We start from the raw sequence: 17,868 nt of genomic DNA, 5'->3' as shown, positions 1-17,868 counted from the left end.
AGATCACACGTAAGCTCGTGCGAAGATCACTTGCGCTTCTGCGCCACAGAATCGAGCACCTTCTTCTGCGCGGCTGCGAACGGCGTGTTCGCAGGTGCGTCGGCGATCTTCACCTTCTTGGGCTTCTTCGCCTCGCGATTGCTTTTCTGCTCGCCCTTGGCCATCGGTTTTCTCCGTGGTGAACGCGCCGGTCGATGCCGACGCAATGAAGGATCGGAGCCGGCGGCTCCGGCGTATTGGAACCCTGGCCGTTGCGGCCTCGGGAGGGCCTGCGGCGCCCTCGGGTGGCCCGGCAGCGGCGCGGGACGCGATACGAGCGGAGCCTAACACACCGGCGCGATTGCGCTTGTGGATTTTGCCGGAACATTCGCGGCGATTGATCCGGCGCTGCGCACCCAACGTATAACAAAAAGGGGAATGCGGCTGGAGCGAGATTTCCCATGATCAAGTTGGTTTATGCCTATGCGTCCACCGGGGTCGCATTTCTTGTGCTCGACGGGCTCTGGCTGAGCATCATGGCGCCGCTCGTGTACAAGCCCCTGCTCGGCCCGATGATGCAGGAGCCGTTCAACCTCCCCCCGGCGGCGCTGTTTTATCTGATCTACATCGCCGGCGTGGTGTTCTTCGCGGTCCAGCCCGCTTTCACGTCAGGGCACTGGAGCACAGCGATGGTCAACGGCGCCGCGCTTGGTTTCGTCGCCTATGCCACCTATGACCTCACCAATCACGCGACGCTTAAGAACTGGCCGGGCATGCTCACGGTCGTGGACATGGCTTGGGGCACAATCGCCACCAGCTTGGCCGCGACATTGGGCTTCCTCATCGCCCGGCTTCTGACGAGCGTGCTACCTTCCTGAAACTTGATGCGGACCCGGTGGGGCTTACCCGCCCTTCCGTCCTGGGCCCGGCCAGAAGGCATTGACCCGCTTCTGGTACGCGCGGAATGCCTCCCCCCGCGAACGCAGCATGTGGGCCTCGGTCGGTGGAATGCCCGAGGCATAAACCAGCAGCCAATAGATCAGCAGCGGTCCCATGAGCGCCAGGAAGCCCTGGGGATAGGCGCCGGAAAAATCCATGGCGATGAGCGGATAGGCACACCAGCCCAACCATTCGAAGAAATAATTGGGATGCCGCGTGAGCCCCCAGAGGCCGGCATCGCAGACCCGGCCTTTATTGGCCGGCTGGGCCCGGAAGGCGGCAAGCTGCCGGTCGGCAATCGCTTCGCCCACCAGGGCGATCACCAGCACCAGCACCCCGAGCCAATCGCCAGGACGCACCAGAGGGGACGGATTGCGCGCGGCCATGAAGATCGCCACCACCAGCACGAACGCGCAGGCCGCCTGGATTTGCAGGAACCAGAACGACTTGAAACTCGCATGCGCGCCCCATTCCTTGCGGAGCTGGGCGTAGCGCGGATCGTCCTTGCCCTGGAGCGTGCGGGCGAGGATGTGCAGGCCGAGCCGCACCGACCAGAGCGCCGCCAATAGCGCCACGAAAAGCTGCCGCCCGCTGAACGACGCCGCGCCGAGGGGAACCAGCGCCGCCGCGACCCCCGCGGCGCCCACACCGAACGACCAGATGGTATCGACCCACCCGCTGTTTCCGGTGCGTTCAGCGACCGCCCACGCCGCCATCATGACGAGGCAGAGCGCGACGGCGAGGCCAGCGAGCAGCGGCACAACCGTCATGCGCCCCGCCCGTCCCGGCGCGGTCCCGTGACCGATGCGATGAACTCCACCGTATCCGCGAGCACGGGGGCGAGCGGGCGCAGCGGCGCGCCGAACGCACCGATGATGGTGGGATGGCCGACCAGCGCATAGGTCTGGGTCTGCGCGCTGCCGCCATGCGCGTGGATGCGCGCGGCGAGCCGGAGGGCATTGCCGGGATCGACCACACCGTCCTTGCGCCCGGTAACAAGCAGCACAGGCACCTCGCCGCCGGCGACGAAATTGATTGGCTGGGACAGCGCGCGACCAGGTTCCGGACCGAAGATGTCCTTCAACCTATCGCTGCGCAGCGGCAGGAAATCATAAGGTCCGGCGATCCCCACCATTCCGGCGAGATCGCGCGTGGCATCGAGCCCGACGCCGGCCAGCCATTGCCGGTCGAAGGTCAGCATGGCGGCGATGTGCGCACCGGCGGAATGTCCGACCAGGACGATACGGCCGGGATCGCCGCCGAATTGAGCCGCGTGCTCACGCGCCCAGCGCACCGCCGCCGCGCCGTCTTCCAGAAACGCGGGAAAGCGAACCTGCGGATAGATGCGATAATCCGGAATGACGGTGACGATGCCCCGGCTGGCCAGTGCCGCGCCGACAAAGCGATAATCGCTCCGCTCCCCCTCCTCCCAGCCGCCGCCGTAAAAGAACACAACGACCGGCAGGTCGGTGTGCGCATCGCTCGGCTGATAGACATCGAGCTTGCGCCGTGGCCCCTCGCCATAGGCGATCTCCGACGTCACCTCGCACGGCTCAAGCGCCGCCAGAGCGTTGAGGATGGTCACGGGGGAGAACAAGATGCTCATCAGTGCCAATCCACCGAAACAGCCCGCCACCAAAAACCAAACCCGTCTCACCCCTCAGAGACGGACGAACGGCTGCATCAAACGCCCGAAAATGCCCCGCAGGCGCATTTCTCCATCTAGCGCCGTGAGGCAGATGCACTCACCGTCGAGATCGACCACCGGCTGGTGCTCCACCTCCGCATCCATCTCGGTCAGATCGCCGGGGCGGTAATGACCGAGGCTGTCGGAATAAGCGCCGAACAGGATCTGCGTGAACTCGACGCCGGAATGCCCATGGTCCGGCAGCTTCACGCCGGGGGCCACCCGCAGCAGGCTTATCCGTGCCTTGGGATCGTGCGGAAGCGTTACCCGGCTTGCCTGAATGCCGGGGCCCTTCCAGCGCCAGGGACCGATCTCGCAATCGCGCAGCGGCACCGGCAGCTCAATGCCAGCGGTCTGACGCGCGGCGACCGACGGCACATGGCGCTGCCGCGTCGGCACCGGCTCGGCAGCTTCAATGGCGGACAGCACGCGGGCAAAAGCATCGGGCGCCATGGCGACCGGGGCGGTCTCCTCAATCAGCGCGCCACCGATGGCCTTGAACTGCGCCGTCCGCGCCCGGCAGATTGGGCAGCCCGACATATGGGTGGCAACGACCAGGGCCGGGCCGGACGCCAGACGGCCGGCGGCGTAGCGCAGCAGCGTCTCTTCGGTGGGATGATGGCTGATGCTCATAGGTCGCCGTCCAGCATCGTGCGCAGCTTGTTCAGGGCCAGCCGCACACGCGATTTCACGGTTCCGAGCGGCAGGCTCAATTCCCGTGCGATCTCGGCATGCGCCTTGTCAGAGAAGAAGGAGAGCCGCACGATCGTCGCCTGCTCTTCGGAGAGGCTGCGCAGCGCCGCCCGCACCCGATCCTCCCGCTCGTTCACCAGCATGGCGGCTTCGACCGAGAGGGTTTGGTCAGCCTCCTCGGGAACATCAAGCACCGCGCTCGCCGCAGCCCGGCCGCGCCTCAGATGGTCAATGCGCAGATTGCGCGCGATCGTGAAGATCCAGGTCGCGGCGCTGGCCCGCGCCGGATCGAAATAGGAGGCCTTGTTCCAGACAGCGAGCATGGTTTCCTGTGCCAATTCCTCCGCCGTGTTCGCCGGCGCCCCCGCCTTGATGAGGAAGCCTTTGACCTTCGGCGCGAAGTATTTGTAGACGCGGGCAAAGGCGTCGCGGTCGCGGTCGGTAGCGATCGCCGCCACAAGGGTGTTCAGTTCCGCACCGCTCAGCGAGGCGGTGTCCTTCGCCGGCAACATCACTGGCAGACCTCGCCGCACTGCCATGGGCAATGCAGGAAAGACCTCGTGAACACTCTGGATGCCGGCATTCATAAACCCTTTTACGCGCTGCCCGCGATACTGGATCACCGGGGCAGGCCATGATCGCAGGAAGAAAGCTTGAGTGATCCGAGGCAAGCCTCTCCACGTACACCCTAAAGCGATAACGTTTGAGCCGGAACATGCTTCCTGGAGGTTGAACGGATGCCGAGCCGTAAAGGGACACGATGAACGTTCGCCCAAATTTCTTGTCCCCGGACTCGCTCTCTGCCCCGCGCCTCGATATCGCCGTCATCGGCAGCGGCATTTCCGGCCTCTCTGCCGCCTGGCTTCTCTCCAAGAAACACAATGTGACTCTGTTCGAGGCCGACGGCCGGCTGGGCGGGCACAGCAACACGGTGGATGCCGGCGGCGTCCCGGTGGACACTGGCTTCATCGTCTACAACGAGGCCACCTACCCCAACCTGACCGCCCTGTTCGCGCATCTCGACGTTCCCACCAAGCCCACGGATATGTCATTCGCCGTCTCCATGGATCAGGGGGCGTTCGAATATTCCGGCTGCGGGCTACCCGGCCTGTTCGCCGATCCGCGCAACGCCCTGCGCCCCCGCTTCTGGTCGATGCTGCGCGATCTCTTCCGCTTCTATCGCGAGGCGCCGCGCGATCTTCCAGGCATGGGCCTGGAAAGCCTCGATACCTACCTTGATCTCAAGGGCTATGGCGCGGCGTTCCGGGAGGATCATCTCTATCCCATGGCGGCGGCGATCTGGTCGACGCCGGCCGGCGAGGTCGGGCGCTATCCCGCCGCCAGTTTCGTGCGCTTCTGCGAGAACCATGGCCTGCTGAAGCTGATCCAGCGTCCGATCTGGCGCACCGTGGACGGCGGCAGCCGCACCTATGTCGCGCGCTTGACGCAGGCTTTCGCGGGAGGCGTGCAGTTGCGCAGCGCCATTGCTTCGGTGCGCCGCGTGCCCGGCGGGGTGGAGGTGCGCGAGCAGGGCGGACTCCTCCAACACTTCGACCATGCCGTGATCGCAACCCATGCCGACCAGGCCCTGCGCATGCTCGACGCCCCGCGCCCGGAGGAGGCACGCCTTCTGGGCGCGTTCGGCTACAGCCACAACGAAGCGGTGCTGCATTGCGACCCCGCCCTCATGCCGCGCCGCCGGCGCGCCTGGGCCGCCTGGAACTACCTCGCCGAGGGACGCGGAGCGACGCAGCGGCTGAGCGTGACCTATTGGATGAACGCGCTCCAGGGCATCCCTCAGGCGACGCCGCTATTCGTCACCCTCAACCCGTCCCGCGCGCCTGATGCTGAAAAGATCATCCGGCGCGAGGCCTATACCCACCCGATATTTGACGCACGCGCCATGGCCGCGCAGAAGCAGTTGTGGTCGCTCCAAGGCGCCGGGAACGTGTGGTTCTGCGGCGCCTATTTCGGCGCCGGGTTTCATGAGGATGGGCTCCAGGCGGGCCTCGCGGTCGCCGAGGCTCTGGGCGGCGTGCGCCGGCCCTGGTCGGTGCCGGAGGAATCCGGGCGCATCCATCTCGGCCCCCTTTCCACCCCAGTTGCCGAACTGGAACTGGCCTCATGACACACGGCTCCGCGCTCTATGCCGGCACGGTGATGCACCGGCGCCTGAAGCCGCGCCGTCACCGGCTGGCCTATCGCCTGTTCTCGTTGCTGCTCGATCTCGACGACATCGACGCCCTATCCCGCCGGCTGCGCCTGTTCTCGCGCAACCGCTTCAACCTGTTCTCGTTCCGCGACAGGGACTACGGCGCCTCCACCGACGAGCCGCTGCGCAACCAGGTGGAGCGCCACATGCGCGCGGCGGGGCTGGAGCCCGACGGCGGCGCGATCCGCCTGCTGACCATGCCGCGCATCCTGGGCTACGGCTTCAATCCCCTCAGCGTCTATTTCTGCCACCGCCGGGGCGGCGCGCTCGCGGCGATCCTCTACGAGGTGCACAACACCTTCGGCGAGCGGCACAGCTATCTGCTCCCGGTCGAGGAGGTGCGCGGCGGCGTGGTGCGCCAGCACACGACGAAGCAATTCTATGTCTCGCCCTTTATGGACATGGATCTCACCTACGATTTCCGGGTCAACCCGCCCGACGACAACTTGAAGATCTCCATCGTTGTGAACAATGATGCGGGGCCCGTTCTTGCCGCCATCCATACGGCAAAGCGCCGGCCGCTCACCGACACCGAACTCGCGTGGACCTTCTTCCGTTATCCCCTCCTGACCCTGAAGGTGATCGCCGGGATTCATTGGGAGGCGCTGCTGATTTTTGCCAAGGGCATTGGGCTGCGCAGAAAGCCCGCCCCGCCGCAGCACGCCGTCACGATTTCCCCCGCATCGCGCTCTTGAGGATTGTACGCCATGTTCTCCGACAGCGAACGCACCGAGCATTATTACCCCGCCAGCCAGCGCGGCCGGGTGAGCGGACTTGCCGCCACCGTGCTTCGCAGGCTCCTTTCCCGGCTTGAGATCGGCCGGATCGTCGTGGTCACCCCATCCGGCGCCGCCGTGGAGCATGTGGGGAGCGAGCCGGGGCCGGATGCCACGCTGGTGCTGCACCGCTGGCGGGCGATCCTCAAACTGGTGAGCGGCGGCGACGTCGGCTTTGCCGATGCCTATATCGCGGGCGACTGGTCCTCGCCCGACCTCACATCGCTGATCCAGTTCGCGGCCGCGAACGCACCCAGCATGGAGCGTACCGTCGCCGGCCTGCCGCCGGTGCGGCTGTGGAACCGGATGGGCCATCTCCTTAAGGTCAATTCGCGCTCCGGCAGCCGGCGCAACATCGCTTTCCACTATGATCTCGGCAACGATTTCTACCGGCTCTGGCTGGATGCCGGCATGAGCTATTCCTCCGCCATCTATGGGCAGGAAAAGCAGACGCTGGAGGATGCCCAGCAGGCGAAGATCGCGCGCGTTCTGGATCTGCTCGCCCTGGAGGGGCACGAGCACGTTCTGGAGATCGGCTGCGGCTGGGGCGGACTTGCCGCCGCCATCGCCGGCACCGGAGCGCATGTGACCGGCCTCACACTATCGCAGGAGCAACTCGCCCACGCCGAGATCAAGGCACAGGACGAAGGCTTTTCGGACCGCGCCGACTTCCGCCTCCAGGATTACCGCGACGAGACCGGGCGCTATGATCGGATTGTCTCCATCGAGATGCTGGAAGCGGTGGGGGAAGCCTATTGGCCGACCTATTTCGAAACCCTGCGCGCGTCTCTAAACCCCGGCGGGCATGTGGTGCTTCAAGTCATTACTATCGCCGAGGATCGCTTCGAGACCTACCGCCGCAGCACCGATTTCATCCAGCGCTATATCTTTCCCGGCGGAATGCTGCCGACCCGCACCATCGTCGGCGAGCAGGCGAAGAGGGTCGGCCTGGAACTCGTCTCCACGGAATGCTTCGGCGAGAGCTATGCCCGGACCCTGGCGGATTGGCGCGAGCGGTTCGTCCTGGCGCGCCACGACATGGAAGTGCTGGGCTTCGACCAGCGGTTCCGGCGGCTTTGGGAATACTACCTGCATTATTGCGAGGCCGGTTTCCGGGCCGGCGCCATCGACGTCGGCCTGTTCGTCCTGCGCGGATAGCGGGCGCTACTGCACCCGAGACCAGTCGGTTTCCTTGCAGATCATGCCGCTGATGACGCAGCCGCGCGTCTTGAGCCGGTCCTTCTCCACGGTCATTTCCATGGAATAGGTGAGGTTGCGCTTGGCATCGAAGGCGGTGCCGGTGAGCAGTCCGTAGGCCTTGGGCTTGATCTTCATCACCAGTTTGTCGCCCACAGCCTCGCTGCTGGAACTGTCCTTGATCCAGATGTTGGTGGCGCACACATCCGGACCGCAGGGGGCGATCAGGACGCGGGCGGTCCCGTCTCCGCGCATCCAGGTCCCGCTGGGATCGAGCGCGGCGACAGCGGTGGTGATGGTTGCGGTCATGGAAAGCGCAGACAGGGCGAAGATTGCCGGAAGCACGCGTCGCATGGGACACCTCGCAAATCTGAGACATATAAGGGGTCTACGGAGCCTACGCCGGTTTGGATCTGTATCACCGCGAAAGGGCGCCGTAGCGGAAGCGGGGCAGCGTGGAGCGCCGAAACTTGCCGCCCGCCGCCCGGTCCTCTAAGGGGTGCCGCTTGCAGAACGTGCAGACGCGACACAGGCGCAGCTTCGATATGGCCAACGAGAACAAACCCAAGGCTCGGCTCCCGCGTGGTCTCGCAGACCGCCACGGCGGCGAACTGGCCGCCACCCGCGCCATGTTGGAGAAGATCCGCGCCGTCTACGCGCTCTATGGGTTCGAGGCGCTGGAAACCCCGGCGTTCGAATATACCGACGCGCTGGGCAAGTTCCTGCCCGACCAGGACCGGCCGAACGAAGGCGTGTTTTCGTTCCAGGACGACGACGAGCAGTGGCTGTCGCTGCGCTATGACCTGACCGCGCCGCTCGCCCGCTATGTCGCCGAGCATTTCGACGCCCTACCCAAGCCGTATCGCTCGTATCGCTCGGGCTATGTGTTCCGCAATGAAAAGCCCGGCCCGGGCCGGTTCCGCCAGTTCATGCAGTTCGACGCCGACACGGTGGGCGCGCCCTCTGTCGCGGCCGATGCCGAGATCTGCATGATGGCCGCCGACACGCTGGAAGCGGTCGGCATCAAGCGCGGCGACTATGTGATCAAGGTCAACAACCGCAAGGTTTTGGACGGCATGTTGGAGGTCATCGGCCTCGGCGGTGCGGCCAATGCCGGGCGCCGCCTGACGGTGCTACGGGCCATCGATAAGTTGGATAAGGTCGGCGTCGAGGGGGTGCGTGATTTGCTGGGCAAGGGGCGTTGGGAAGACCCTGCTGCCAAAAGTGGAGATTTCACTAAGGGCGCAGACCTGGGAGTAGATGCCGTCAATCATCTCCTCCAATTCATTCAGTCTATGGAAAATGCGGGTAAATCGCACGATACGAATTTGGTTAATTCCATTTTTGACGGAATAAAGTATGAGACAGATATTAGAACTCATATGATATTTTGTTATTTCAATAATATTATTTCAACCGATCGACCAATATTAACTGACGGTGTTAGAGAATTATTCGATATAATGTTGCTTTGCCAATCAAATGGTTACGGTCCGGACCGCATCCAAATTGACCCATCCGTCGTCCGCGGCCTCGAATACTACACCGGCCCAGTCTATGAGGCCGAACTGACCTTCCAGGTGGAGGACGAAAAAGGGCGTCCGGTTCGCTTCGGCTCGGTGGCGGGCGGTGGGCGCTATGACGGCCTGGTGGCGCGTTTCCGCAATGAGCCGGTGCCGGCCACCGGCTTTTCCATCGGCGTCTCGCGCCTGCTCCATGCCCTGGCGCACCTCGGCAAGATGGAAAGCGAAGTCGAGATCGGCCCGGTGGTGGTGCTCGTCATGGACAAGCAGCCCGAGCGCATCGCCGACTACATGCGATTCGTGGACATGCTGCGAAAAGCAGAACCGCCAATCCGCGCCGAAATGTATCTCGGGGGCGCCGGCATGAAGGCGCAGATGAAATATGCCGACAAGCGCAATGCGCCGGCGGTCATCATCCAGGGCTCCAACGAGAAGGAGACCGGCGAGGTGCAGGTGAAGGATCTGGTCGAAGGCGCACGCATCGCCGCCGGCATCACCGACAATGCCGAATACCGCGCCGCCCGCCCCGCCCAGTTCGCGGTGAAGGAAAGCGAACTGGTGGACGCCATCCGCGGCATTCTGGAACGCCGCGCCGCGCCGAGCTTGGGGCTGGCGGACTGAGGCTGGGCATTCGGCTTGGGGAAGAGGGTGGATCTGGCATCGCCGCTGTGCCCTCGGCACGCGGCGGGCCTGTTCGCGGCTGCGGTCTACGCGCACCCACCGGCGGCGGAGCGAAATCGCAGGGAAGGGTCGGCCTTACGGAACCTTGCCCTGTGTCCGTCCGCTCAAAAGATAAAAGATTTCACCCGCAGCCGAAGCGTCCTCCCGAAACAACGCGCCCTTTATGTAGACGAGGCCATCGAAGTGACCGCTTCGATTGACCCTACGGCATGCCACGATATCTTCCCAATCCAACAGACCGGGTTGCGATAATTCCTGTTCGTTGAAGGCAATTTTTGCAGCTTTATTATCTCCAACCGTGAAGTTGTGGCGTCCCTTCGGCATGATGAAGGCGCCTTCGACATGGCATGCATACACCCATCCCGACCTCAACGGCGGCTCACCAGTCGTCCCTGAAGCAACAGTTCCATTGACGTTTGTCGCAAACGCCTTCGCGATGCTGTATGATTTCGATACAGAATTATACCCGCCATACTTCTGATCGCCGATGAATTTCACAAGGTCCAAAGCCTGATCGTCGCGAATAAGATCGCTCTCTTTGAAATTACTTTGCAGGCGGGCATTTGTGTTGAAATCTTCGACCTCCTTAATATGATCCGGTCGGGTATAGTTTGGAAGAAAGCCGCCCGCGTCCTTTATTTGGCTGGGCGGACGGGAATCGCCTCGGAATCCGTAACCGATCACACGCGGTAGCTTGATGTGCGCGGTCTCCTCCGCATAGGCGAACTTGCCGCTATGGCCGTGTTCCTTCCGGCTCTGGATATGCCTGAGATCGCGTCGGTCGCCGTTGCCGATTGACTTGACCGGCTTGTCTTCATCCTCCTGCCCTTGAGGATCCGCGCCGAACGCCAGGAACTCCTCGAGGCCGGAATCGGCGAAATATGCGGGCTTGATGTGCTTGCGCGCTTCGAGGTATCCGAGGATGTCGCCCACGGTAAACCCGTGCAGCCGCATCCCGTCGCCGGCCGGAGTGGAAACACCGACGGCGTCGAACCCCGTCTTCAGCGCCTTCATGACGAAGCTGGCGGACGACATGTCCCGTCCGAAACTCAATCCTTTCGCAAAGCGCTCTGCCGTACCCGGCGTGAAGCTCTGCCAATCGCTGCAGATCGCCCGCTGAAACCTCGGGACATTCTGGATCGTGTCGCCGAATGCCCTGCGCTCGAACCGCAGTGCATTCGCGAGGCGCTGATCGATCGCCTTCCATCCGGTCGGCGTTTTCACGGCACCGATGAAGGCCGTCACGAAACCCCTGTCGTGCCCGCCCACCATCCATTTGGTGTTGGTCAATTCGAGCCAGACGCTGGTTCGGGGCTGGTCGTAGCAGACCATCACGCGCTCTCTGGCTTCGACGAGATGGCCAAGCGGGCGCGTGAACGAATTATAAGGCATGACCGACCCTGTAGAAGCCTCGCTCAAGCAAAAAAAACAGAAGTCCTCTCCGACTGCAAATCTCTATCGAGGTGGGTACCGAAGCGCAGCCGCGATCAGGCGGCGGGTGCGGGCACCACCGCAACCTTGGCGCGCTGGCCGAGCGCAACCGTCGCCATCACCGCCGCCATGAAAAGGTAGGTCTCGGGGTCCGGGGCCTCGCCGTTGATCGGCCAGGACAGCGTCACGATCAGGAAGGTCTGGAGCAGTTGGATTTGCCCGACACGGGCAATGCCGCCCATGGCGAGGCCGGCGTTCCAGAAGAAAAAGCCGACAAGCTGGCTGAACACGGCGACATATCCGAGTGCCAGCCAGGCCCCGGTCGGTACCGCGCCGAGGCCGGAAGGCATCAGCAGCGCTGTCATCGGAAGCGCAAAAGGCAGCCCGAGGGTGAGCGCCCAGCAAATCACCTCCCAGCCGCCGATCTGCCGCGCCAGCCGCCCGCTCACGGCATAGCCGACGGAGCAGACCACCGCCGAGAGGCCCAGCAGCAGGTCCCCGGCACCGAACTCGGACGCGCCGCCGTTGCGCAGCGCGAATGCCACGACGAGGCCGCAGCCGAGGCACGACACGGCGAAGAAGGCGAGGCTCGGGCGCTCACCCGCCAGCAATGTCGCGGCAAAAGTGGTGGCCAGCGGCATGATGCCCAGCACCACCCCGGCGTGGGAGGAGGGAACGGTGACGGTGCCGTAGGCCATCAGCAGCGGGAAGCCCACCATCAGGCAGGCCGCGACCACAAGGAAATCCCAGGTCCGCAGCCCCCGGCGCCAGGGCGGCACGGAGCGCATCACCAGCAGGACGGCCGCCGCCAGCAGCCCCGCCACGCTGGCGCGGGCGAAGGTGAAGAAGGTCGGATCCAGCCAGTGGACTGCGTAGCGGGTGGCGGGGATCGTGGCGCCGAAAAACGTGACGCCGGTAAAGCCGAGCAACAAACCCAGAGACGTGCGGCGATTCATGAAACAAACTTTGCTGTGAAGCGGCCTGCTTAGACCTTCGGCGGCAAAGCGGGAAATAAAAGAAACGAATGGACGCCATCACTTTGCGTTGCAAAACTTGACCCGCGCGGCGCCGGGCACACGCCTGTGCGCGGCGAAATTGTCATGGACGTGTGTGCTCCAGGAGTTAAACTGGAACGCATCGCGCTAGGCGAAATTCAAACGCGGGCGTTTATGTCGGCGCCTGCGCCAGAGGACCGAGAAGATGACGCAGCCGAACCGGCCCGGCCACGAGGTCGATCCCAAGCTCCTCGAACTCCTGGTCTGCCCGCTCACCAAGGGGCCCCTGGTCTATGACAAGGGGCGCCAGGAACTGATATCGCGCGGCGCCCGGCTCGCCTTCCCGATCCGCGACGGCATCCCGATCATGCTGGCCGACGAAGCCCGCCGCCTGGACGACGCCGAACTGAATAGCTGAAGCGATCTGCCAGTCCTCGTCCGCATGATCGCCGCGTCGGGGTGAAGCGATATTGCTTGCAATAAATGCAAGCATATCTATTTTATCCTCATGAACAGCCGGCACCGGAAGACCCTCGCTGCCGTATTCAGGGAGCCTGCTGCAAGCACCTTGGAGTGGGCGGCGATAGAGGCGCTTCTTCTGGCGGCGGGGTGCGTCCTCGTCGAGGGCAGCGGCTCCCGCGTGAAATTCGCGAAGGACGGGGCGATCGCCACCTTCCATCGCCCACACCCGGCGAAAGAAGCGAAGAGATATCAGGTCCGCGACGCACGCGCGTTCCTGGTCCAGATCGGAGTGGTCCCGTGAGCGCGATGGATTACAGGGGCTATCATGCCCGCGTGGAATACGACGACGCGGATGAGATTTTCGTGGGGCGGATCGCGGGTGTCACCGACGTGGTGGGGTTTCACGCCGACAGCGTGGCGGAGTTGAAGAAGGCGTTTCATGAGGCCGTCGACGACTACATCGCCACCTGCGCGGCGATCGGGAAAACCCCGCAGAAGCCGTTCTCGGGCAAGATGATGTTCCGGGTCGACCCGGAGGTTCACCGCAAGGCGGCGCTCGCGGCGGAACTGGCCGGCAAGAGCCTGAACCAATGGGCCGAAGACGTCCTCGCCCTCGCCGCTGAACACCGCGACCGCTGACCGCCCTAAAGCGCCTCGCCCCGCAACAGACGGGGCACGGCGCCGGTGAGGCCGGCGGCGTCCTTGATGAACAGGCTTTTCAGGCGCGGCAGGCGATCGACCAGGCCGAGGCCGACATCGCGCACCAAGCGCAGGGCGTCGGAATGGTTTGAGAACAGCCGGTTCAGGCCATCGGTCGCGACACCCATGGCGAGGGTGTCGAAGCGGCGCCAGCGCTGGTAACGCTCCAGCACGTCCGGCCCGGCGAAATCGAGCCCGACCCGCGCCGCATCGGTGATCGCCTCGGACAGCGCCGCCACGTCGCGCAAGCCCATGTTGAGCCCCTGCCCGGCGATGGGATGGATCACATGCGCCGCATCCCCCACCAAGGCGAAACGTTCGGCGATGAAGCTACGCGCCATGGCGAAGCCGAGTGGGTGGACCTGCGGCTTCGACACCGCCCGCACCCAGCCATAGCCGAGCCCAAACCGCTTCTCCAATTCCTCCTGGAACAGGAAATCCGGCTGGGCGACCATGCGCTGCGCGTCCGCTGTCCGCTCTGTCCATACGATGGAGCAGCGGTTGCCCGGCAGCGGCAGGGTTGCGAACGGCCCGCCGGGGAGGAAATGCTCGTCCGCCCGCCCCTCGTGGGGGCGCTCGTGCTCCACCGTGAAGGTGATGGCGGATTGGTCATAGGTCCAGGCGACGTTGCGGATGCCGGCCATCTCGCGCAGGCGCGAGCGCGCCCCGTCACATGCCACCAGCAGCGATGCGCGCAGGTGCTCACCCGCGCCATAGGACACATCCACGCCGCTTCGGCTGGTGGTGAAGCCATCCACCGGCGCAGCCAGGAGCGTGACCCCGGCCCGCGCGGCGGCTTCCCCGAGGGCCGCCTGAAGCTTGGTATTGGGGACCATGTAGGCGAACGCCTCTCCCGGCTCCACTTCGCCGTCGAAGGTGAGGAACACCGGCCGCGCCACGTCGCGGGTGCGGCTGTCCGTCACCACCATGGAGCGGATCGGCTGCGCTTCCGCGCCAAGCCCGTCCCATACGCCGAGCACGGTGAGCAGGCGGCGGGCACCGGCGGCGATGGCCGAGGCGCGCCCGTCGGTGGAGGCATCGCGGGCAAGGCCCGGATCGAGCACGGCAATGCGTGCGCCTGCACCAAGACCGTCCTTCAGCGCCAGGGCGAGACTCAGCCCGGCAAGCCCGGCACCGGCGATCGCAACATCCACCTCCAGAGCGCGTGCGCCCGCAGGATTGGAATTCTGGTCCATCGCATCCTCCCGACGCGGTACCGCGCCACCTGATCTGGCGCGCCACCCGATCTTGACTGTGCTGCACCTGCGTGGCTCGTGTCTGGAAGGGGATGTTCCCGCCAGCTTGTCGAGCCTGCCGCATGAACAACGACGTCGCGAAACTTCTGGACATCCTCGACCTGGAGCCCCTCGAAATCAATTTGTTCCGGGGTCGCAGCATCGCCCCCACAGGTGGCAGGGTGTTTGGCGGGCAGGTGATCAGCCAAGCTTTGACGGCGGCGCGCCGCACCGTGCCGGCGGATCGCATAGCCCATTCCATGCACGCTTACTTCCTACTTCCTGGCGACCCCTCCATTCCCATCATCTATGAGGTGGAGCGCATCCGCGACGGCCGCAGCTTCACCACGCGCCGCGTGGTGGCGATCCAGCACGGCAAGGCGATCTTCTTCACCTCGGTGTCGTTTCAGGTTGAGGAAGAGGGCCTCGTCCATCAGGCCTCGATGCCCCATGTGCCCATGCCCGAGGATCTCCCCTCCGACGAGATGTGGCGGAACCGACTGGTGGAACGCTATCCCCGCGCCGCCGTCCGCGACTGGATGGCGCTGCGCCCGTTGGAGATAAAGCCGGCCGGCTTCGACAGCGCGTTCATCGGCGGCCAGGACAAGACACCGCTGCCGGCGTTGTGGCTGCGCACGCGTGACCGGCTGCCAGACGATTTGGCCGTTCATCAAGCGGTGGTGGCCTATGCCTCGGATTTGTCGCTGCTACAGGCGGCGCTCTTGCCCCACGGCAAAAGCGTGCTCGACCCCGACATGCAATGCGCCAGCCTGGACCACGGGCTGTGGTTTCATCGTCGCTTTCGCGCCGACGAATGGTTGCTCTATGTCCAGGACAGCCCGGCGGCGTTCGGCAGCCGCGGATTCTGCCGGGGTCAGTTGTTCACCCGCGATGGGGTGCTGGTCGCTTCCGCCACCCAGGAAGGCCTTATGCGGCAAATCTTGCCGACTTGATCGTTCAGCGAGCATTCCGCCTAAAAAACAGGCTGAAATTTCGGCAGACTTGCGACGCTGACGCGGCGGCAATAGTCATGGCGAGAAAATAAGCAGGCCAAACGCGGACTTTTCCGTCTGGCACGGTAATTGATTCCCCCTGTCGCAGGCATGGCAGCCGAAGCGTGGATTTCCCCGTCCCATTCGGCCCAGCCGCGATAAAACGCCCGCGATCCGCATCCAGCGGTGGGCCACACGGGGACAGGGACCGATCCATGAAGATCGTCATGGCGATTATCAAGCCGTTCAAGCTGGAAGAGGTGCGTGATGCCCTCACCGGTATCGGGGTCCACGGGCTGACCGTGACCGAAGTGAAGGGATACGGCCGGCAGAAAGGCCACACCGAAATCTATCGCGGCGCAGAATACGCCGTCAGCTTCCTGCCGAAGCTGAAGATCGAAGTGGCCGTGTCGACCGACCAGGTTACCAAGGTTGTGGAGGCGATTACCGGCGCCGCCAAGACCGGCCAGATCGGCGACGGCAAGATCTTTGTTTTCCAGATTGATCACGCCGTGCGCATCCGTACCGGCGAAACCGACGCCGACGCGCTTTGAGCTTTCCTCATTTGACGGAGCCTTCTTCCATGACGTTCAAGACTTGGTCCCGCGTGGGACTGCCTACCCTTCTGACGGCGGCGGCCTTCGCCCTGCCGGTATTGGCGCAGACCGCCACGCCAGCACCTGACGCGGCCCCGGCTGCTGCCGCCGCCGCCGCGGTGGTGATCAACAAGGGCGATACCGCCTGGATGCTGACGTCGGCCCTTCTGGTGCTGATGATGTCGGTGCCGGGCTTGGCCCTGTTCTACGGCGGCCTCGTCCGCGGCAAGAACATGCTCTCGGTTCTGATGCAGGTGTTCTACACCGTCTGCATCGTCGGCATCATCTGGGTGCTCTACGGCTACTCCCTCGCCTTCACCGGCGGCTCGGACTTCATCGGCGGCTTCTCCAAGGCCTTCATGAAGGGCATCACGACGGAATCCGCCGGCGGTACCTTCTCGGTTGGCGTTGCCATTCCCGAGCTGGCGTTCGTCGCCTTCCAGATGACCTTCGCCATGATTACGCCCGCGCTTATTTTCGGCGCGTTCGCGGAACGGGTGAAGTTCTCGGCCATCGTTCTGTTCGTCCCCCTATGGGTGACGCTCATCTATTTCCCGATGGCGCACATGGTGTGGTACTGGGCCGGCCCGGACGCGGTTGACGCTGCCGCCAAGGCTCTGGCCGCTGCCGCCGATGGCGCTGCCAAGACCGCCGCTCAGGAAGCGCTCGACGCGGTGCTCGCTGACGCCGGTTACATCTACAAGCTCGGCGCCCTCGACTTCGCCGGCGGCACCGTGGTGCACATCAACGCTGGTATCGCCGCTCTCGTGGGCTGCCTCATCATCGGCAAGCGCACCGGCTACGGCAAGGAAGCCTTCTCCCCCCACTCCCTGACGCTCACCCTGGTCGGCGCCGGTCTTCTGTGGGTCGGCTGGTTCGGCTTCAACGCCGGCTCCAACCTGGAAGCCAACGGCCTCACCGCTCTCGCCATGATGAACACCTTCATCGCGACCTGCGCGGCGGCTCTGTCCTGGATGATCATCGAGTGGCTCGCCAAGGGTAAGCCGTCCATGCTCGGTGTCGTCTCGGGCGCCATCGCCGGCCTCGTTGCCGTCACCCCGATGGCCGGCTTCGCCGGTATCATGGGCGCTCTCGTCTCCGGCCTCATCGTCGGCGTCATCTGCTACTTCTTCTGCACCACGGTGAAGAATGCGTTTGGCTATGACGACTCGCTCGATGTGTTCGGCGTCCACGGCGTCGGCGGCATCTTCGGCGCCATTGCCACCGGTATCGTCGTCAGCCCCGCCCTCGGCGGCACGGGCGTGTTCGACTACGTCACCGGCAAGGTTGCGGATTACGACATGGCGACCCAGGTGCTCGCGCAGCTCAAGGCTGTCGGCGTGACCCTGGTGCTCTCCGGCGTCGGCTCCGCGATCCTGTTCTTCATCGTCAACGCGGTCGTCGGGCTGCGGGTGTCGGTGGAGAAGGAGCGCGAAGGTCTCGACATCACCGAGCACGGCGAGCGCGCCTACCACAGCTGAGCCTGGTTTCTGGAGCAAGAGCGGGGGTTTTCGCTCCGGACACCGGCTTCTCAGGCGGGCTACGGCCCGCCTGACAGAACAAGCGTCGGACGCTGCGCCCCTCAGGGGCGGATATTCCGGCCCACCCGCCCGGCAACCCGCGCCGGACGTGAAAATAACAGAGGGGAAGATGAAGCCCTGGCCTCGCGGCCAGGGCTTCATTTGTTTTTGAGGAGGCTTGGCCCTAGCCGAAAAGGCCGGGGCTTCCTTTGTTTCAGGGGTTGGCGCCGCCGCAGACGATTGGGCGGCGT

20 protein-coding genes are annotated in these 17,868 nt (G+C 64.4%); 11 read left to right on the top strand and 9 right to left on the bottom strand.

What is annotated here, in order from left to right; all coding sequences use genetic code 11:
• Positions 1-26: 26 nt before the first annotated feature.
• Positions 27-164, bottom strand: coding sequence for a hypothetical protein (locus ADADO0_RS15270; RefSeq protein WP_511306032.1), 138 nt, complete (start codon positions 162-164; stop codon positions 27-29).
• Positions 165-440: 276 nt separating this feature from the next.
• Here ADADO0_RS15270 and ADADO0_RS15265 point away from each other — a divergent pair, with 276 nt between their 5' ends.
• The gene (locus ADADO0_RS15265) at positions 441-857 is read left to right on the top strand and encodes a DUF2177 family protein (protein WP_511306031.1); all 417 of its coding nucleotides are present in this window, start codon (positions 441-443) and stop codon (positions 855-857) included.
• A gap of 24 nt (positions 858-881) precedes the next feature.
• Here the strand turns inward: ADADO0_RS15265 and ADADO0_RS15260 are convergent, their stop codons facing one another.
• Genes ADADO0_RS15260 through ADADO0_RS15245 form a run of 4 tightly spaced genes read right to left on the bottom strand, consistent with a single transcriptional unit; the run spans position 882 to position 3,921 of the window.
• Positions 882-1,688, bottom strand: a complete 807-nt coding sequence (locus ADADO0_RS15260) for a DUF1295 domain-containing protein (protein ID WP_511306030.1) — start codon at positions 1,686-1,688, stop codon at positions 882-884.
• Positions 1,685-2,524, bottom strand: coding sequence for an alpha/beta hydrolase (locus ADADO0_RS15255; protein ID WP_511306029.1), 840 nt, complete (start codon positions 2,522-2,524; stop codon positions 1,685-1,687). Before ADADO0_RS15255 ends, ADADO0_RS15260 begins: the two co-directional genes overlap by 4 nt.
• Before the next feature lie 54 nt (positions 2,525-2,578).
• On the bottom strand, positions 2,579-3,238 hold the full coding sequence (locus ADADO0_RS15250) for a ChrR family anti-sigma-E factor (protein WP_511306028.1): 660 nt from the start codon (positions 3,236-3,238) through the stop codon (positions 2,579-2,581).
• Positions 3,235-3,921, bottom strand: a complete 687-nt coding sequence (locus tag ADADO0_RS15245) for a sigma-70 family RNA polymerase sigma factor (RefSeq protein ID WP_511306027.1) — start codon at positions 3,919-3,921, stop codon at positions 3,235-3,237. The genes ADADO0_RS15250 and ADADO0_RS15245 overlap by 4 nt, the downstream gene beginning before the upstream one ends.
• Before the next feature lie 137 nt (positions 3,922-4,058).
• On the opposite strand from ADADO0_RS15245, the gene ADADO0_RS15240 reads away from it, so the two are divergent.
• Genes ADADO0_RS15240 through ADADO0_RS15230 form a run of 3 tightly spaced genes read left to right on the top strand, consistent with a single transcriptional unit; the run spans position 4,059 to position 7,444 of the window.
• Positions 4,059-5,426, top strand: coding sequence for an NAD(P)/FAD-dependent oxidoreductase (locus ADADO0_RS15240; protein WP_511306026.1), 1,368 nt, complete (start codon positions 4,059-4,061; stop codon positions 5,424-5,426).
• A complete protein-coding gene (locus tag ADADO0_RS15235; RefSeq protein WP_511306025.1) occupies positions 5,423-6,205 on the top strand; it encodes a DUF1365 domain-containing protein in 783 nt (260 codons plus the stop codon). The genes ADADO0_RS15240 and ADADO0_RS15235 overlap by 4 nt, the downstream gene beginning before the upstream one ends.
• A 12-nt stretch (positions 6,206-6,217) precedes the next feature.
• The gene (locus ADADO0_RS15230; RefSeq protein WP_511306024.1) at positions 6,218-7,444 is read left to right on the top strand and encodes a class I SAM-dependent methyltransferase; all 1,227 of its coding nucleotides are present in this window, start codon (positions 6,218-6,220) and stop codon (positions 7,442-7,444) included.
• 6 nt (positions 7,445-7,450) lie between these two features.
• Here the strand turns inward: ADADO0_RS15230 and ADADO0_RS15225 are convergent, their stop codons facing one another.
• Positions 7,451-7,837, bottom strand: coding sequence for a DUF2147 domain-containing protein (locus tag ADADO0_RS15225; protein ID WP_511306023.1), 387 nt, complete (start codon positions 7,835-7,837; stop codon positions 7,451-7,453).
• 191 nt (positions 7,838-8,028) lie between these two features.
• On the opposite strand from ADADO0_RS15225, the gene hisS reads away from it, so the two are divergent.
• Positions 8,029-9,627, top strand: coding sequence for a histidine--tRNA ligase (hisS, locus tag ADADO0_RS15220; protein WP_511306022.1), 1,599 nt, complete (start codon positions 8,029-8,031; stop codon positions 9,625-9,627).
• A 135-nt stretch (positions 9,628-9,762) separates the two neighbouring features.
• Here hisS and ADADO0_RS15215 read toward each other — a convergent pair whose 3' ends face one another.
• Entirely contained in the window at positions 9,763-11,079 is a 1,317-nt protein-coding gene (locus ADADO0_RS15215) for a hypothetical protein (protein ID WP_511306021.1), read from the bottom strand.
• Positions 11,080-11,174: 95 nt separating this feature from the next.
• Complete coding sequence (locus tag ADADO0_RS15210; RefSeq protein ID WP_511306020.1) at positions 11,175-12,074, bottom strand: DMT family transporter; 900 nt, start codon at positions 12,072-12,074, stop codon at positions 11,175-11,177.
• A 244-nt stretch (positions 12,075-12,318) separates the two neighbouring features.
• On the opposite strand from ADADO0_RS15210, the gene ADADO0_RS15205 reads away from it, so the two are divergent.
• The 3 genes from ADADO0_RS15205 to ADADO0_RS15195 all read left to right on the top strand — a co-directional run bounded on the left by ADADO0_RS15205 (position 12,319) and on the right by ADADO0_RS15195 (position 13,214).
• On the top strand, positions 12,319-12,531 hold the full coding sequence (locus ADADO0_RS15205; protein WP_511306019.1) for a Trm112 family protein: 213 nt from the start codon (positions 12,319-12,321) through the stop codon (positions 12,529-12,531).
• Positions 12,532-12,621: 90 nt separating this feature from the next.
• The gene (locus ADADO0_RS15200; RefSeq protein WP_511306018.1) at positions 12,622-12,876 is read left to right on the top strand and encodes a type II toxin-antitoxin system HicA family toxin; all 255 of its coding nucleotides are present in this window, start codon (positions 12,622-12,624) and stop codon (positions 12,874-12,876) included.
• A gap of 5 nt (positions 12,877-12,881) precedes the next feature.
• Positions 12,882-13,214 (top strand): type II toxin-antitoxin system HicB family antitoxin, encoded by a 333-nt coding sequence (locus ADADO0_RS15195; RefSeq protein ID WP_511306540.1) that lies wholly within the window; start codon positions 12,882-12,884, stop codon positions 13,212-13,214.
• A 5-nt stretch (positions 13,215-13,219) separates the two neighbouring features.
• Here ADADO0_RS15195 and ADADO0_RS15190 read toward each other — a convergent pair whose 3' ends face one another.
• Complete coding sequence (locus tag ADADO0_RS15190) at positions 13,220-14,470, bottom strand: ubiquinone biosynthesis hydroxylase (RefSeq protein WP_511306017.1); 1,251 nt, start codon at positions 14,468-14,470, stop codon at positions 13,220-13,222.
• Between the two features lie 122 nt (positions 14,471-14,592).
• Between ADADO0_RS15190 and tesB the strand changes: the two genes are divergently transcribed.
• The 3 genes from tesB (at position 14,593) to ADADO0_RS15175 (ending at position 17,578) form a co-directional block, all read left to right on the top strand.
• Positions 14,593-15,462: an acyl-CoA thioesterase II gene (gene tesB / locus ADADO0_RS15185; RefSeq protein ID WP_511306016.1), complete on the top strand. Its 870-nt coding sequence runs from the start codon at positions 14,593-14,595 to the stop codon at positions 15,460-15,462.
• Between the two features lie 254 nt (positions 15,463-15,716).
• A complete protein-coding gene (locus ADADO0_RS15180) occupies positions 15,717-16,055 on the top strand; it encodes a P-II family nitrogen regulator (RefSeq protein WP_511306015.1) in 339 nt (112 codons plus the stop codon).
• 29 nt (positions 16,056-16,084) lie between these two features.
• The gene (locus tag ADADO0_RS15175; RefSeq protein ID WP_511306014.1) at positions 16,085-17,578 is read left to right on the top strand and encodes an ammonium transporter; all 1,494 of its coding nucleotides are present in this window, start codon (positions 16,085-16,087) and stop codon (positions 17,576-17,578) included.
• The last annotated feature ends 290 nt before the right edge of the window (positions 17,579-17,868 follow it).

Origin of the sequence: Aquabacter sp., assembly GCF_965279295.1 — a bacterium.
In the GTDB taxonomy this organism is placed as follows: domain Bacteria; phylum Pseudomonadota; class Alphaproteobacteria; order Rhizobiales; family Xanthobacteraceae; genus Aquabacter.
This window is presented reverse-complemented; position numbering and strand designations above follow the sequence as displayed.

What these genes read in the sequence shown, in the direction of transcription:
- ADADO0_RS15240 (WP_511306026.1), top strand. Translation starts at nt 4,059, where the DNA reads ATGAACGTTCGCCCAAATTTCTTGTCCCCGGACTCGCTCTCTGCCCCG.
- ADADO0_RS15235 (WP_511306025.1), top strand. Translation starts at nt 5,423, where the DNA reads ATGACACACGGCTCCGCGCTCTATGCCGGCACGGTGATGCACCGGCGC.
- ADADO0_RS15205 (WP_511306019.1), top strand. Translation starts at nt 12,319, where the DNA reads ATGACGCAGCCGAACCGGCCCGGCCACGAGGTCGATCCCAAGCTCCTC.
- ADADO0_RS15225 (WP_511306023.1), bottom strand. Translation starts at nt 7,837, where the DNA reads ATGCGACGCGTGCTTCCGGCAATCTTCGCCCTGTCTGCGCTTTCCATG.
- ADADO0_RS15260 (WP_511306030.1), bottom strand. Translation starts at nt 1,688, where the DNA reads ATGACGGTTGTGCCGCTGCTCGCTGGCCTCGCCGTCGCGCTCTGCCTC.
- ADADO0_RS15215 (WP_511306021.1), bottom strand. Translation starts at nt 11,079, where the DNA reads ATGCCTTATAATTCGTTCACGCGCCCGCTTGGCCATCTCGTCGAAGCC.
- ADADO0_RS15265 (WP_511306031.1), top strand. Translation starts at nt 441, where the DNA reads ATGATCAAGTTGGTTTATGCCTATGCGTCCACCGGGGTCGCATTTCTT.
- ADADO0_RS15180 (WP_511306015.1), top strand. Translation starts at nt 15,717, where the DNA reads ATGAAGATCGTCATGGCGATTATCAAGCCGTTCAAGCTGGAAGAGGTG.
- ADADO0_RS15255 (WP_511306029.1), bottom strand. Translation starts at nt 2,524, where the DNA reads ATGAGCATCTTGTTCTCCCCCGTGACCATCCTCAACGCTCTGGCGGCG.
- ADADO0_RS15195 (WP_511306540.1), top strand. Translation starts at nt 12,882, where the DNA reads ATGGATTACAGGGGCTATCATGCCCGCGTGGAATACGACGACGCGGAT.
- ADADO0_RS15250 (WP_511306028.1), bottom strand. Translation starts at nt 3,238, where the DNA reads ATGAGCATCAGCCATCATCCCACCGAAGAGACGCTGCTGCGCTACGCC.
- ADADO0_RS15270 (WP_511306032.1), bottom strand. Translation starts at nt 164, where the DNA reads ATGGCCAAGGGCGAGCAGAAAAGCAATCGCGAGGCGAAGAAGCCCAAG.
- ADADO0_RS15230 (WP_511306024.1), top strand. Translation starts at nt 6,218, where the DNA reads ATGTTCTCCGACAGCGAACGCACCGAGCATTATTACCCCGCCAGCCAG.
- tesB (WP_511306016.1), top strand. Translation starts at nt 14,593, where the DNA reads ATGAACAACGACGTCGCGAAACTTCTGGACATCCTCGACCTGGAGCCC.
- ADADO0_RS15175 (WP_511306014.1), top strand. Translation starts at nt 16,085, where the DNA reads ATGACGTTCAAGACTTGGTCCCGCGTGGGACTGCCTACCCTTCTGACG.
- hisS (WP_511306022.1), top strand. Translation starts at nt 8,029, where the DNA reads ATGGCCAACGAGAACAAACCCAAGGCTCGGCTCCCGCGTGGTCTCGCA.
- ADADO0_RS15210 (WP_511306020.1), bottom strand. Translation starts at nt 12,074, where the DNA reads ATGAATCGCCGCACGTCTCTGGGTTTGTTGCTCGGCTTTACCGGCGTC.
- ADADO0_RS15190 (WP_511306017.1), bottom strand. Translation starts at nt 14,470, where the DNA reads ATGGACCAGAATTCCAATCCTGCGGGCGCACGCGCTCTGGAGGTGGAT.
- ADADO0_RS15200 (WP_511306018.1), top strand. Translation starts at nt 12,622, where the DNA reads ATGAACAGCCGGCACCGGAAGACCCTCGCTGCCGTATTCAGGGAGCCT.